This window comes from Sulfitobacter litoralis (assembly GCF_900103185.1).
In the GTDB taxonomy this organism is placed as follows: Bacteria; Pseudomonadota; Alphaproteobacteria; order Rhodobacterales; family Rhodobacteraceae; genus Sulfitobacter; species Sulfitobacter litoralis.
The window spans coordinates 111,031-124,519 of the sequence record NZ_FNJD01000001.1; the positions used below are offsets into that span (position 1 = coordinate 111,031).

General features: G+C 61.9%; 11 protein-coding genes and 1 riboswitch. Of the genes, 5 read left to right on the forward strand and 6 right to left on the reverse strand.

Annotated elements, in window-relative coordinates:
• The first annotated feature begins 140 nt into the window (after positions 1-140).
• Positions 141-347 (forward strand): cold-shock protein, encoded by a 207-nt coding sequence (locus tag BLQ98_RS00575; protein WP_093731416.1) that lies wholly within the window; start codon positions 141-143, stop codon positions 345-347.
• 66 nt (positions 348-413) lie between these two features.
• Here the strand turns inward: BLQ98_RS00575 and BLQ98_RS00580 are convergent, their stop codons facing one another.
• On the reverse strand, positions 414-1,064 hold the full coding sequence (locus BLQ98_RS00580; protein ID WP_093731417.1) for an arylesterase: 651 nt from the start codon (positions 1,062-1,064) through the stop codon (positions 414-416).
• Positions 1,065-1,113: 49 nt separating this feature from the next.
• On the opposite strand from BLQ98_RS00580, the gene BLQ98_RS00585 reads away from it, so the two are divergent.
• The 3 genes from BLQ98_RS00585 to BLQ98_RS00595 are packed head-to-tail and all read left to right on the forward strand — an operon-like array spanning position 1,114 to position 5,231.
• Positions 1,114-1,797 (forward strand): ABC transporter ATP-binding protein, encoded by a 684-nt coding sequence (locus tag BLQ98_RS00585; protein WP_093731418.1) that lies wholly within the window; start codon positions 1,114-1,116, stop codon positions 1,795-1,797.
• Positions 1,794-4,322, forward strand: coding sequence for an ABC transporter permease (locus BLQ98_RS00590; protein ID WP_093731419.1), 2,529 nt, complete (start codon positions 1,794-1,796; stop codon positions 4,320-4,322). The genes BLQ98_RS00585 and BLQ98_RS00590 overlap by 4 nt, the downstream gene beginning before the upstream one ends.
• Before the next feature lie 33 nt (positions 4,323-4,355).
• Complete coding sequence (locus tag BLQ98_RS00595) at positions 4,356-5,231, forward strand: inositol monophosphatase family protein (protein WP_093731420.1); 876 nt, start codon at positions 4,356-4,358, stop codon at positions 5,229-5,231.
• A gap of 68 nt (positions 5,232-5,299) precedes the next feature.
• Here the strand turns inward: BLQ98_RS00595 and gcvP are convergent, their stop codons facing one another.
• The 3 genes from gcvP to gcvT form a co-directional block, all read right to left on the reverse strand.
• On the reverse strand, positions 5,300-8,143 hold the full coding sequence (gene gcvP / locus BLQ98_RS00600; RefSeq protein WP_093731421.1) for an aminomethyl-transferring glycine dehydrogenase: 2,844 nt from the start codon (positions 8,141-8,143) through the stop codon (positions 5,300-5,302).
• A gap of 65 nt (positions 8,144-8,208) precedes the next feature.
• Positions 8,209-8,568 (reverse strand): glycine cleavage system protein GcvH, encoded by a 360-nt coding sequence (gcvH, locus tag BLQ98_RS00605; RefSeq protein WP_093731422.1) that lies wholly within the window; start codon positions 8,566-8,568, stop codon positions 8,209-8,211.
• Positions 8,569-8,587: 19 nt separating this feature from the next.
• Positions 8,588-9,712: a glycine cleavage system aminomethyltransferase GcvT gene (gene gcvT, locus BLQ98_RS00610; protein WP_093731423.1), complete on the reverse strand. Its 1,125-nt coding sequence runs from the start codon at positions 9,710-9,712 to the stop codon at positions 8,588-8,590.
• Between the two features lie 154 nt (positions 9,713-9,866).
• Positions 9,867-9,953, reverse strand: a riboswitch (glycine riboswitch).
• A gap of 152 nt (positions 9,954-10,105) precedes the next feature.
• Between gcvT and BLQ98_RS00615 the strand changes: the two genes are divergently transcribed.
• A complete protein-coding gene (locus BLQ98_RS00615; protein ID WP_093731633.1) occupies positions 10,106-10,660 on the forward strand; it encodes a gamma-glutamylcyclotransferase family protein in 555 nt (184 codons plus the stop codon).
• Here BLQ98_RS00615 and BLQ98_RS00620 read toward each other — a convergent pair.
• Together BLQ98_RS00620 and gltX are read right to left on the reverse strand one after the other, a co-directional pair.
• Complete coding sequence (locus BLQ98_RS00620) at positions 10,640-12,037, reverse strand: MATE family efflux transporter (RefSeq protein WP_093731424.1); 1,398 nt, start codon at positions 12,035-12,037, stop codon at positions 10,640-10,642. The two genes, BLQ98_RS00615 and BLQ98_RS00620, sit on opposite strands and share 21 nt — an antisense overlap.
• Positions 12,038-12,133: 96 nt before the next feature.
• Positions 12,134-13,459, reverse strand: a complete 1,326-nt coding sequence (gene gltX, locus BLQ98_RS00625) for a glutamate--tRNA ligase (RefSeq protein WP_093731425.1) — start codon at positions 13,457-13,459, stop codon at positions 12,134-12,136.
• Between the last annotated feature and the right edge of the window lie 30 nt (positions 13,460-13,489).

The following is a 13,489-nucleotide window of genomic DNA, read 5'->3' on the forward strand; positions in this document are numbered from 1 at the left end:
TTGTCCTTTTTGGCGCCAAAGTCAGAGGTGCGACGCGAAAGACTTTCGACCCCTCAGCCCTTAGGCGCTGGTGCGATCAAGTTCTGACCGAGCCACGCTGCCGCATAATGTGGGCAGGACAAACACAGGAGTAACGGGGCATGGCTACTGGCACCGTAAAATGGTTCAATACTACAAAGGGATATGGCTTTATCGCGCCTGATGGCGGCGGCAAGGATATCTTTGTTCACATCTCAGCGGTTGAACGCGCTGGCCTGACCGGGCTTGCCGACAACCAGAAGGTGACATTCGACGTAGACGCGGGCCGTGATGGCCGCGAAAGCGCCGCGAATATCGCACTGGCCTGACCGGGCCGAAGCCGGATCATAATATTTTTGACGACGGGCGCTTCGGTGCCCGTTTTTTGTGCAAAACTACTCGGTTTCGTTGATCTGATCGATCAGCGTCAGCACTTTCGGGCCCAAAGCGTCGACGATTCTCGTGACGCCTTGCGCGTTCGGATGCACCCCGTCGGCCTGGAAAAACCCGCGTGCCTGCACCAGATCGGGAGTCTCGCCATTGTCGGACAGGCCGTCGAAGAAGCTGCCCATCAGGCTCGCGTCATATTGTGAGGCCAGATCGGGATAGATGCTGTCAAAGGCGGTTTTATAGTCGGGGCCAAAGTTGCCCGGCGCGGTCATGCCGACCAGCAGCACCTCGACCTCGGCGTCCTGCGCGGCCTTCATGATTCCGTCCAGATTGGCGCGGCTGACCGCAGGATCGATCCCGCGCAAAAGGTCGTTCCCGCCAAGCGTTACGATCATGCCATCCACCTCGGGTGTCATGGTCCAGGCAACACGTGAAAGCCCGCCAGCGGTGGTATCCCCCGACACGCCCGCGTTGATGACCGTTACATCCGCCCCGTTCTGATCCAGCCAGTTTTGCAGTTGAGGCACGAACCCGTCTTCGGCAGGCAGACCGTATCCCTGCGTCAGACTGTCGCCCAATGCCGCAAGAACAAGCGGTTCCGCCAGTGCGGGGCCTGCTAATACCAGAACAAGTGCCGTCGTAACCTTGCGCATCATGGTCGAACCTCCATATCCAACAGGGACCGTATTTCAAAAAGGCAGCCCTATGACCGACCCGGTGTTCCAGCTTCAAGATGCATCCCTGAAACTGAATGGCAACGCCGGAAAGGTCGATATCCTACATGGGATCACCTTGGACGTCGCACAAGGCGAGACGGTCGCCTTTACCGGCCCGTCGGGGTCGGGCAAGTCTTCGCTGCTAATGGTCATGGGCGGGCTCGAGAGGGCCACAGGCGGATCGGTGCGCGCCTTGGGCGAAGACCTCAGCACGCTGTCCGAAGATGGGCTGGCCAAGTTTCGCCGCGGAAGGATGGGCATCGTGTTCCAGTCTTTCCACTTGATCCCCACCATGACCGCGCTGGAAAACGTCGCCACCCCGCTTGAACTGAACGGCGTGGCTGATGCCTTTGACCGCGCCGAGGCGGAATTGCACGCTGTGGGTCTGGGGCACCGGCTGAACCACTATCCCGCACAGATGTCGGGCGGCGAACAGCAACGCGTCGCACTGGCCCGCGCCTCTGCCCCGCGTCCGGCGATCCTTTTGGCGGATGAGCCGACAGGGAACCTCGACAGTACCAATGGTGCCGCGATCATGGAGCTGTTGTTCGATCTACGCGAAAAACATGGGGCGACGCTGGTGCTGGTGACCCACGCCGATGATCTGGCCGCGCGCTGTGATCGGGTGGTGACCCTGACCGACGGGCGCATCGTTGGCGGGACCGGCGCATGAGCCTGCGTCTGGCCGGCCGTTTCGCCCGTCGCGAAATGCGCGGGGGGCTGCGGGGCTTCCGTCTGTTTCTGGCCTGCCTCGCCCTTGGCGTCGCGGCGATTGCTTCCGTAGGGTCTGTACGGTCCGCCATCGAAGGCGGGCTGCAACGCGAAGGCGCGGCCCTGCTGGGGGGCGCGGCAGAGATCGATTTCACCTATCGTTTCGCCACCCAAAATGAACGCGACTGGATCGAAACCCAAGCCAGCGCCGTGTCCGAGGTCGTCGAGTTCCGGTCCATGGCTGTCGCTGGTGACGGGGCCGCCGCAGACCGTGCGCTGACGCAGGTAAAGGCGGTCGATGATCTGTACCCGCTGGTGGGCGAGATGGCACTGGAACCGGCGATGCCGCTGGAACAGGCGCTCGGGCTGGAAAACGGGCTGTCGGGTGCCGTGATGGAGCGCGCCTTGTCCGACCGTCTGGGCCTTTCCCCCGGCGACACCTTCAAGCTTGGCGTCAAGGAATTCCGCCTCTCCGCCCTGATCGTGCGCGAACCCGACAGCGCCGCCAGCGGCTTTGCCCTTGGGCCCCGCACCCTGCTCCGGACCGAGGCGCTGAACGGGGCCGGCCTGCTGGCGGAAGGGACGCTGTTCAATTCGAAATACCGGATGCTGCTGCCTGCCGATACCGACCTTGATCAACTGCGCTCTGCCGCCCGTGCGCGGTTTGAAAACAGCGGGATGCGCTGGACCGATGCGCGCAATGGTGCACCGGGGGTATCGCGCTTTGTCGAACGGCTCACTGCGTTTTTGATCCTCGTGGGCCTGTCCGGTCTGGCCGTGGGCGGTGTGGGCGTATCGGCTGCTGTACGGTCCTACTTGACCGGCAAGACCGAAGTCATCGCCGTGTTGCGTGCGCTAGGGGCTGACCGCGCGACGATCTTCCAGACATACTTTATCCAGATCGGCGCCCTGTCGCTTTTAGGCGTCGCCATCGGCGTGGTGTTAGGGGCCGTGGCCCCGCTGGTTTTTGCGCCGCTCATTTCCGCGCGGCTGCCGATCCCTGCGGCCTTTGCCATCTACCCCGCGCCACTGGCCGAGGCGGCGATCTACGGGCTGCTCACGGCGTTTGCCTTCACGCTCTGGCCGTTGGCGCGCAGCGAGAACATCCGCGCGGCGACCCTGTTTCGGGATGCATGGGACGGGGCCGCGCGTTTTCCGGCACCGCGCTATGTGGCGATTATCGTGATGACCGTGGCGCTGCTGGTCGCGCTGGCGGGGTGGTTCAACGGCAGCTGGTGGCTGACGCTCTGGACATTGGGCGGCATCGCAGGCGCGCTTGGGATCCTCACGCTGGCGGCACTGCTGGTGCGTTTCCTTGCGCAACGCGCTGCCGTTCTGGCACGCGGACGACCGCGGCTTCGCTGGGCCTTGACTGCGATTGGCGGCAGTGGCGAAGGGGCGGGAGCCGTGGTGCTATCGCTCGGTCTTGGCCTATCGGTACTGGCCGCCGTGGGTCAGATCGACGGCAACCTGCGTCAGGCGATCTCGGGCAACCTGCCCGATGTGGCCCCGTCGTATTTCTTTGTCGATATCCAGAAAGACCAGATCGAGGGCTATACCAAACGGCTAACCGAAGACCCGGCTGTGCGGCGCATCGACAGCGCACCCATGCTGCGCGGCGTCGTGACCCAGATCAACGGCAAGCCCGCCAAAGAGGTTGCGGGCGACCACTGGGTCGTGCGCGGCGACCGCGGGCTGACCTATGCCGAGGCCCCCGACGACGACACGGTGATCACCGCGGGCGAATGGTGGGCGCCTGACTATGACGGCCCGCCGCTCATTAGTTTTGCCGCCGAAGAGGCCGAGGAGATCGGGTTAGAGCTTGGCGATACGCTGACCATCAACGTGCTGGGGCGCGACATCACCGGCACCATCGCCAGCTTCCAAGAGGTTGATTTCTCGACCGCGGGGATCGGGTTTATCCTGACCATGAACCCCGCCGCCCTGACCGGCGCGCCGCATACCTATATCTCGACCGTCTATGCCGACCCCGAGGCCGAAGCACCGATCCTGCGCGATCTGGCCACCGCCTACCCCAACATCACCGCCATCCGCGTGCGTGATGCGATCGACCGCGTGGCGGCGGTGCTGAGCGGGTTGGCAGCGGCGACATCCTACGGCGCGGCGGCTACTCTTCTGACCGGCTTTCTGGTATTGATCGGGGCAGCCGCCGCAGGTGCAGATGCCCGCCGCTATGAAGCCGCCTTGCTGAAAACGCTAGGGTCCTCGCGCCGCAGTATCGCCACCAGCTTTTTGTTGCGCGCCGCCCTGTTGGGGCTGTTCGCAGGGACCGTCGCGCTGCTGGCAGGTATTTTGGGCGGGTGGGCCGTCAGCCGCTTTGTGATGGACACCAGCTTTGCCGTGGTTTGGCCCTCGGCGCTGTTGATCATCACCGGCGGAGCGCTGGCGTCGATCCTTGCGTCGCTTGGCTTTGCGATCAACGCCTTGAACGCCAGACCCGCACAGGTGCTGCGCGCCCGCGAATAAGATGGATCCGATAGACTGCAAAGGGATACGACAATGACGCAGACCACCCAGACACTGCCAGCCCCCCTGCCGCCGGTACTGACGGCGGCCCAGCAAACCCATGTGATAAATGTCCTGCGCCGTGCCGCGCGGGCCGAGGTGCTGCCGCGGTTCCGCAATCTGGCACCGGCTGACATCGACACCAAATCCGGCCCGCATGATCTGGTCACCGCCGCCGATCTGGCCGCCGAAGCGATGATCACCCGCGCCCTCGCCACGGGCTATCCGGATGCGCTAATCGTCGGCGAAGAGGCGGTGTCGGCAGACCCCGGATTACTCGACAAGATCGCCGAAGCCCCTCTGGCCTTTATCCTTGATCCGATCGACGGCACATCGAACTTCACCCACGGGCTATCGATCTTCGGCATGATCCTTGCGGTGACACGCTTCGGTAAACCGGCCTTTGGCGTGATCTATGATCCGGTGAACGATGATTGGGTGATTGCCGATGATACCAGCACCCCGCGCTTTGAACGCGCTCTTGGCGTCTCGCGCCCGCTGCGGGTCAGCATGGGCAAGCAGATCGAAGAGCTCAGCGGATTTGTCCCGCTGGGAAACTTCAGCAATGAGCTGCGGGTCAAAGTCGCCACCACCCTGCCGAGCTTTGCCAAGGTGAACTCCCTGCGCTGTTCGGCCCACGAATACCGCACCGTCGCCCAAGGCCATGCCGATTTCATCCTAAGCGGCACGCTGCACCCTTGGGACCACGCCGCCGGAGCGTTGATCTGCGCCCAAGCCGGTGCCCACGTCGAGATGCTGTCGGGTGGCCCCTATGACGCGACCCTGCGGACGGGGCATATTCTGGTGGCCCCTGACAAAACCACATGGAACCGCCTGCGCAAGGTCTTTGCCTTTCTCGCCGACAGCTAAGGCCGCCCCACGCAAAACGGGCGCGAGGTTTCCCCCGCGCCCGTTTTGTCATTCAGATCCCTTGAAGCTTACTCAGCCGCCTCTGCGTATTCCTCCATCGGGGGGCAAGTGCAGATCAGGTTGCGGTCGCCATGCACGTTGTCGACGCGGTTGACCGGCGGCCAGTATTTGTCGACGCGGAACGCACCGGGGGGGAAGCAACCCTGTTCGCGGGTGTAAGGGCGATCCCATTCGCCGACCAGATCCTCGACCGTGTGCGGCGCGTTCTTGAGCGCGTTATTTTCACGCGGCATATCACCGTTCTCGATCGCACGGATCTCTTCGCGGATCGCCAGCATCGCATCGCAGAAACGGTCCAGCTCGGCCTTGGTCTCTGACTCGGTCGGTTCCACCATCAAGGTGCCCGCGACGGGGAAGCTCATCGTGGGCGCGTGGAAGCCCGCGTCAATCAAACGTTTGGCGATGTCATCCACCGTCACGCCTGCGCTTTCCTCGAACGGGCGCACATCGAAAATACATTCATGCGCGACACGGCCCGTTGGCCCTTTGTACAGCACCTCGAACGCCCCTTCGAGCCGCTTGGCGATGTAGTTGGCGTTCAGGATCGCGACGCGTGTGGCCTGCGTCAGCCCGTCACCGCCCATCATCAAACAATACGACCACGAGATCGGAAGAAGCGACGGCGACCCGTAGGGTGCAGCGGAAACAGCGCCTTCACCACCGTTCGGATGTCCCGGAACATGCGCGATGAGGTGCGATTTCACACCAATCGGACCCATGCCGGGGCCACCGCCGCCATGCGGAATGCAGAATGTTTTGTGCAGGTTGAGGTGGCTGACATCGCCGCCCACATCGCCCGGACGCGCCAAACCGACCATGGCGTTCATATTCGCCCCGTCGATATAGACCTGACCGCCGTGATCGTGGGTGATTTTGATCACCTCGGTCACGGTTTCCTCGAACACACCGTGGGTCGAGGGATAGGTGATCATGCAGCCAGCAAGGTTTTCGCTGTGCTTTTCCGCCTTGGCGCGGAAGTCGTCCAGATCGATATCGCCGTTGGCAGCTGTCTTGATCACGACCACCTTCCAGCCGACCATATTGGCGCTGGCGGGGTTGGTGCCGTGTGCCGACATCGGGATCAAGCAGATGTTGCGATGCCCCTGCCCGTTGGCACGGTGATAGGACGCAATTGCCAGCAGACCCGCATATTCACCCTGCGCACCCGAGTTGGGCTGCATCGAAATCGCGTCATAGCCCGTGATGTCACAAAGCTTGGCCGACAGATCGTCGATCATATGCTTATACCCAAGCGCCTGATCTTGCGGCACAAACGGATGGATCATCGAGAATTCGCGCCAGCTGACCGGCATCATCTCCGCAGCCGAATTCAGCTTCATCGTGCACGACCCCAGCGGGATCATCGCACGGTCCAAGGCCAGATCACGATCGGCCAAACGACGCATATAGCGCATCATTTCGGTCTCGGCGCGGTTCATGTGAAAGATCGGGTGAGTCAGATAGGCGCTTTCGCGCAGCATGTCGTCGGGGAAGCGATATTGCGCCTCGAACTTCTCATCTGTGCGGCGGATGCCAAAGGCGCGCCAGACGGCTTCGATCGTGGCAGGCACGCTGCGCTCGTCGAGGCTGATGCCGACGCGGGTCTCACCGACGCGGCGCAGGTTAATGCCCTCGTCCACGGCAGATTTCATCACAGCGGCCTGCAAGGGGCCGACATCGACCGTCACCGTGTCAAAAAAGGATTTCGGATCGACTTTGAAACCGGCTTCTTCCAGCCCGTTGGCCAAGCGTACAGCCTTGCGATGAATACGCTGTGCAATCGCCTTTAGACCGTCTGGCCCATGAAAAACCGCATACATCGACGCCATCACCGCCAGCAGCGCTTGCGCGGTACAAACGTTCGACGTCGCCTTTTCGCGGCGGATGTGCTGTTCACGCGTCTGCAGTGACAAACGGTAGGCACGGTTGCCGTGGGCGTCAATCGACACGCCAACAATGCGGCCGGGCATGGCGCGCTTATAGGCGTCCTTGCAGGCCATATAGGCCGCGTGCGGGCCGCCATATCCTTCGGGCACGCCAAACCGCTGGGTGGACCCGACAGCGATATCCGCGCCCATGGCACCGGGTTCTTTCAACAACGTCAACGCCATCGGATCAGCGGATACGACACCCAAAGCACCAGCGTCATGCAGCGCGGTCATATGGTCGGTAAAGTCGCGCACATGGCCGTAGGTGCCGGGATACTGGAACAGCGCCCCGAAAACAGCGTTCGCGTCCATCTTGTCGGGGTCACCGATGATCACTTCGATATCCAGCGGGGCCGCACGGGTCTGGATCACGGCGATGTTCTGGGGGTGGCAATCGCGGTCGACAAAGAACGCCTTGGCCTTCGATTTCGACAGGCGCATCGCCATCGTCATCGCTTCGGCACAGGCCGTCGCTTCGTCCAGCAGAGACGCGTTGGCGACCTCGAGGCCGGTTAGATCGCTGATCATCGTCTGGAAGTTCAGCAGCGCCTCAAGACGCCCTTGGCTGATCTCGGGCTGGTAGGGGGTATAGGCGGTGTACCACGCGGGGTTTTCAAAAATATTACGCTGGATCGCAGGCGGCGTCACCGTGCCGTGATAGCCCTGCCCGATCAGCGAGGTCAGCACCTTGTTCTTGCCCGCCACCACGCGCATGTATTCTAATACTTCGCGCTCTGACATCGGCTTGCCAAAATCCAGCGACTCTTTCTGGCGAATTTGGGCGGGCATCGTGTCATCAATCAACGCGCCAAGGCTCTGCGCGCCGACGGCTTTCAACATGTCCGACATCTCTGCCGGAGAAGGCCCGATATGTCTGCGGTTGGCAAAATCATACGGCAAATATTCGGTCGGCTTGAAAACCATGGCGCAAGGCCCCTCTTCCAAATGGTATAAAATCCCCGCCGGAGGCTCCGGCGGGGCAGCGGGCTTTACCCGATAAATTTTTGATAGGCGGCTTCGTCCATGAACTCGTCCATCTGGCTCGGGTCGGACGCCTTCATCTTAAAGAACCACGCCTCGCCCTGCGGGTCGTCATTCACCAAGGCGGGGTTGTCGGACAGCGTGCTGTTGACCTCGATGATCTCGCCATCAATCGGTGCCAGAATATCGGACGCCGCCTTGACGGATTCGATCACGACAACTTCGTCGTCCTTGCTGACAGTCGTGCCTTCATCGGGCAGTTCGACAAACACCACGTCGCCCAGCTGTTCGGCCGCGTGAATGGTGATGCCAACGACGATTTCATCGCCTTCAACCCGCAGCCATTCGTGTTCTTCGGTAAACTTCATTCTTCCATCCTTCACTAGATTATCTTTTAAAATTCGCCGCAACAAAGGGCAGCTTGGCAACGGTCACTGGCAGACGCTTGCCGCGGACTTCGCCCCACAGCATCGTATCAATACCCGCCTGCGCTTCACTGACATAGCCCATTGCGACAGGCCCGCCTACCGTCGGCCCGAAACTGCCCGACGTCACTTCGCCCACCTGCGTGCCACCTGTCGCGGCATCAAAAAGCGGTGTGCCGTCGCGCATGGGGGCGCGCCCTTCGGGGGCCAGACCGACACGCTTGCGCGCCGTGCCAGTTTCGAACGCGGCTTGCACAGCGTCGGCACCGGGGTAGCCCCCCGCACGGTCGCCACCAGCGCGGCGGGCCTTTTGGATTGCCCATGTCAGGCTTGCCTCTACCGGGTTTGTGCCCGCGTCGATATCGTTGCCGTACAGACACAACCCCGCCTCAAGCCGCAGCGAATCCCGTGCGCCCAGACCAATCGGCGCAACGCCCTCGATCTCCAGCAAATGGCGGACCAAGGCTTCGACCTGCGCTTCTGGAATAGACAGTTCGAACCCATCCTCGCCGGTGTAGCCCGACCGCGAGGCCCAGACCTCTACCCCGTCCAGCGTCAACGTCGCAAAATCCATGAACCGCATCGCGTCAGCCGCCGGATCAAGCGAGGCGATGGCCGCGCCTGCGGTTGGTCCCTGCACGGCAATTAAGGCACGGTCGGTGATCGGGGTCACGGTGAGCTCAGGCTCAAGCGCCGCTTTCATCCGCGCGATGTCGGCCTCCTTGCAGGCGGCATTCACGACAACAAACAGGTCATCGCCACGACGCGCAAACATCAGATCATCCTCGATCCCGCCCGCGTCATTGGTGAAAAACCCATAGCGTTGACGCCCGTCTTCCAGCCCCAGCACGTTCATCGGCACCAGTGCCTCAAACGCCAGTGCTACGGCGTCCCACGACGGGCCGGTCACCATCACCTGCCCCATGTGGCTGACGTCAAAAACGCCCGCAGCGGCACGGGTGTGCAGATGTTCTTTCATCACGCCCATCGGATACTGCACAGGCATGGAATAGCCCGCAAAGGGCACCATCTTGCCACCCAGGTCCAGATGAAGATCGTATAGCGGTGTCTGTTGCAAATCGCTCATGGTCACGCGGCCTTTTCCATATCCAGAAGGCCATTGACCATACTGGCACCCAGCAGACCGCAGGAATGCAGCCCGTCAAATGCCCCCTCTGTCCTTTCGCCTGAGATCGTTATCCCTTCGGCGGACGCTGTTGCGTCACTCTCCAGAGTTGTTAGGTCCCGTTGCGGTCCTTGCGCCTGAGAGTTTCCGGGGCGGTTGCTCCTTCGGCACCGGCTTGCGCCGGTTCTCCCGTAACGGTGTGGGCAAGTGCTATGCCGGATCGCGGCGCTGCGTCAAGCAAAGTTGACAGCGCAGCGCTAAAACTTTCATCCCGTGCCGCGATATTGAGCAGCCCACCGCGACCTGCGCGTGCAAGATGTGGACATCAGCGCCGCGCGGCGCCAAAACACGCATATGACACCATATTTTTTCGGCTATGGCAGCCTCGTAAATCGCAATACCCACGCCTACCCCGACGCCCGTCCGGCGCAGTTGCACGGCTGGCACCGGCTTTGGGTTCGCATCGCAGGGGCATCGCATGTCTTTCTCAGCGTGCTGCCTGAAAAAGACACCGTCATCGACGGCTTGATCGCGGCTGTGCCTGGTGCCGATTGGGTGGCGCTGGATACCCGCGAAACCAACTACAACCGCATCGGGTCGAACGGGGCTGTCGTACACGACATCATTCCCGCCCCCGATATGGCGCATTATTCCGTGCCGACGGACACCCATGTGACATCCGGCGACCACACCATTTTGCTCAGCTATATTGATGTCGTGGTCCAAGGGTTCCTGCGCGAATACGGGGTCGACGGCGTGCAGCGGTTCTTTGACACGACGCGCGGCTGGGACACGCCGATCCTGAACGACCGCGCAGCGCCGAAATACCCGCGCGCACAAGCACTTACCGTGCAGGAAACCGCGCTGGTGGACGACAATCTGACCCGCCTATCGGCGCAGGTGCAGTAGCGACATCAACCGCCCGTCGCGGGCAAAGACCTCGGGCTTGGCGCGTTTGCGCTGCCCCCCTTGCGCGATCATCCGACGCGCCAAAACCCACGCCAGCGTCCCAAAGACCACCCCCGCCGCCGCCTGCCCGATCAGCACGCCGGGCGCGCCGAACAGCAGGCTGCCGGCCCAGACCAAGGGGATCATCCCCAGCGTGTTGCGACCCCAGTTGGTGACCGTCGAATAATAGGGGTGGCCCATATTGTTGAACGCTGCATTCGACACGAACAACACGCCGTTGAAAAAGAACGCCAGCGAAAGCGGGCCGCAGAACAGATAGATCAGCGTCAACGTAATGCCTTCGGCGTCAAACATCGCCGCCAGCGGTGCGCGGAACGCAAACAGCGCGGCGGAAATCGCCACGATCACCAACGCGGCAAAGCTGACCCCCGCGGCATAGGTCCGTTTGACCCGCCCCAGATCGCCTGCGCCAAAATTCTGCCCGATGATCGGCCCCACCGCCCCAGACAGAGCAAAGATCACGGCAAAGGCTACAGGCATCATGCGGCTGACAATCGCCATGCCCGCCACCGCGTCTTCACCATAGGCCGCCATGGCGCGGGTGACATATGCCTGCCCGACAGGCGTTGCGACCTGCGTCAGGATGGCGGGCACCGCGATGGACAAAACCGGCAACAGATCGCGCCACAGTCCCGCAGGACGTGGCATCGCGATCCCGCCATAATGGCGCACAATCGGCATCAACGCGGTATAGGCAATCACCACCCGCGCGACAAAAGACGCCCAGGCGGCACCGGTCAGACCCAGGTCGAAGGTAAAGATCAGGATGGGGTCAAGAATGGCATTCACAATACCCCCTGCGATCGTTGCCATCATTGCGCGGCGTGCATCCCCATGCGCCCGCAGGATGGCGCTGCCCATCATACCAACCATGAGGAACGGGACGGACGGCACAACAATCTGCAAGAAATGCACCGCCAGTGTCGCCGTCTCACCGCGCGCGCCGACCAATCCGACCAGAACATCCAGCGATAGAAACACACACAGCGCAAAGATCACGCCGAAAAGCGCCCCATAGCACAGCGCATGGGTCGTTCGCTCTCGCGCAAGCTGCGCATCATCCTGCCCCAAGGCCCGCGCGACCAAAGCACCGGCCGCAATCCCCAGACCGATCCCGAAAGACGTGGTGAAAAACAGGATCGCCCCGGCATAGCCGATGGCCGCCGCCAGCTCGGCCTTGCCCAGCATAGAAATGAAGATCATGTCGACGAAATCGACAAGGAACACGGCCACCAGCCCGACCGAGGCCAGCAAAGACATGTTGGCCACATGCCCGAACAGGTTGCCCGATAAAAATTTGGCGCGCCCATCAACCATGATGGACGCGCCTTATGTCAGCCGACAGTGGCTTCATTTTGCCAGATAAACTCTCGCCGAAGGCTCCCGAACTTGCGCCCGCGAACCCGACCCGTTTCACCCGCGTGCCTTCACGACTTGCAGCAGCGGCAGCACGGCACCCATATCGGGTCCGTGGGGCTTGCCGGTCAGCGCCAGACGCAGTGGCATGAACAGCCCCTTGCCCTTGCGGCCCGTCTGCTCTTTCACGGCGGCAGTCCATGTGCTCCATGTGTTTTCGTCAAATTCGCCCTCGGGCAGAAGCGCCAAGGCTTCGGCGACGAACTCTTTATCCTCGTCCGCGATCACAGGCTCCGCGCCTTCGTTAAACATCTGCCACCATCCCTCAAGATCGTGAAGTGTCGTGATGTTTTCGCGGGTGACCTGCCAGAACAGGCCGGCCTTATCTGCGGGCACACCAAGGGCTGCGATATCATCGGCGACCGCCTCAAGCGGGAGGGTCTGCAGATAGCGGCCCGTCATCGGGAACAGGTCTTCGACGTCGAACTTGGTCGGCGCAGAGCCAAAGCGTTCGATGTCAAAGCCATCGATCAAGGCCTCCATATCGGTGCGCAGCTCGACCGGATCAGACGACCCCAGACGCGACATGATCGACAGCAAGGCAAACGGATGCACGCCGCGTTCGCGCAGATCGCGCAGCGCCAGCACGCCCAGACGTTTCGACAGCGCCTCGCCTTGCGGACCGGTCAACAGCGAATGGTGCGCAAAGGAGGGCACGGTGCCGCCAAGTGCGTGCATGATCTGGATTTGTGTCGCCGTGTTGGTCACGTGGTCGGACCCGCGCACAACATTGGTCACGCCCATCTCTGTATCATCGACAACCGACGCAAGTGTGTACAAAATCTGGCCGTCACCGCGGATCAAAACGGGGTCCGAAACCGACGCCGCATCAATCGAGATGTCGCCAAGGATGCCGTCCTTCCACTCGATCCGTTCCTGATCCAGCTTGAAGCGCCACACGCCCGGGCCGCGTTCGTCGCGCAGCTTGGCTTTTTCCGCATCCGACAGGTTCAGCGCAGCGCGGTCATAGACCGGCGGCTTGCCCATGTTCAGCTGTTTCTTGCGCTTGAGGTCCAGTTCGGTCGGCGTTTCCCACGCTTCATAGAAGCGCCCGATCTTGCGCAGCTCGTCCGCGGCAGCGTGGTATTTGTCCAACCGCTCGGACTGGCGTTCAACGCGGTCCCAATGCAGGCCGAGCCATGTCAGGTCTTCTTTCAGACCGTCGACGTATTCTTCTTTGCTGCGCACCGGATCGGTGTCGTCGATCCGCAGGATGAACTCGCCGCCGTTTTTGCGAGCGATCAGATAGTTCATCAGCGCCGTGCGCAGGTTGCCTACGTGGATATAGCCGGTCGGGGACGGGGCGAAGCGGGTGATGGTCATTGGGTTCTCCTGATTGGCCGCTGGCTTGTC

Bases quoted from the DNA above. Each gene is read 5' to 3' on its own strand.
- BLQ98_RS00575 (WP_093731416.1), top strand. From the start codon at position 141: ATGGCTACTGGCACCGTAAAATGGTTCAATACTACAAAGGGATATGGC.
- BLQ98_RS00580 (WP_093731417.1), bottom strand. From the start codon at position 1,064: ATGATGCGCAAGGTTACGACGGCACTTGTTCTGGTATTAGCAGGCCCC.
- BLQ98_RS00585 (WP_093731418.1), top strand. From the start codon at position 1,114: ATGACCGACCCGGTGTTCCAGCTTCAAGATGCATCCCTGAAACTGAAT.
- BLQ98_RS00590 (WP_093731419.1), top strand. From the start codon at position 1,794: ATGAGCCTGCGTCTGGCCGGCCGTTTCGCCCGTCGCGAAATGCGCGGG.
- BLQ98_RS00595 (WP_093731420.1), top strand. From the start codon at position 4,356: ATGACGCAGACCACCCAGACACTGCCAGCCCCCCTGCCGCCGGTACTG.
- gcvP (WP_093731421.1), bottom strand. From the start codon at position 8,143: ATGGTTTTCAAGCCGACCGAATATTTGCCGTATGATTTTGCCAACCGC.
- gcvH (WP_093731422.1), bottom strand. From the start codon at position 8,568: ATGAAGTTTACCGAAGAACACGAATGGCTGCGGGTTGAAGGCGATGAA.
- gcvT (WP_093731423.1), bottom strand. From the start codon at position 9,712: ATGAGCGATTTGCAACAGACACCGCTATACGATCTTCATCTGGACCTG.
- BLQ98_RS00615 (WP_093731633.1), top strand. From the start codon at position 10,106: ATGACACCATATTTTTTCGGCTATGGCAGCCTCGTAAATCGCAATACC.
- BLQ98_RS00620 (WP_093731424.1), bottom strand. From the start codon at position 12,037: ATGGTTGATGGGCGCGCCAAATTTTTATCGGGCAACCTGTTCGGGCAT.
- gltX (WP_093731425.1), bottom strand. From the start codon at position 13,459: ATGACCATCACCCGCTTCGCCCCGTCCCCGACCGGCTATATCCACGTA.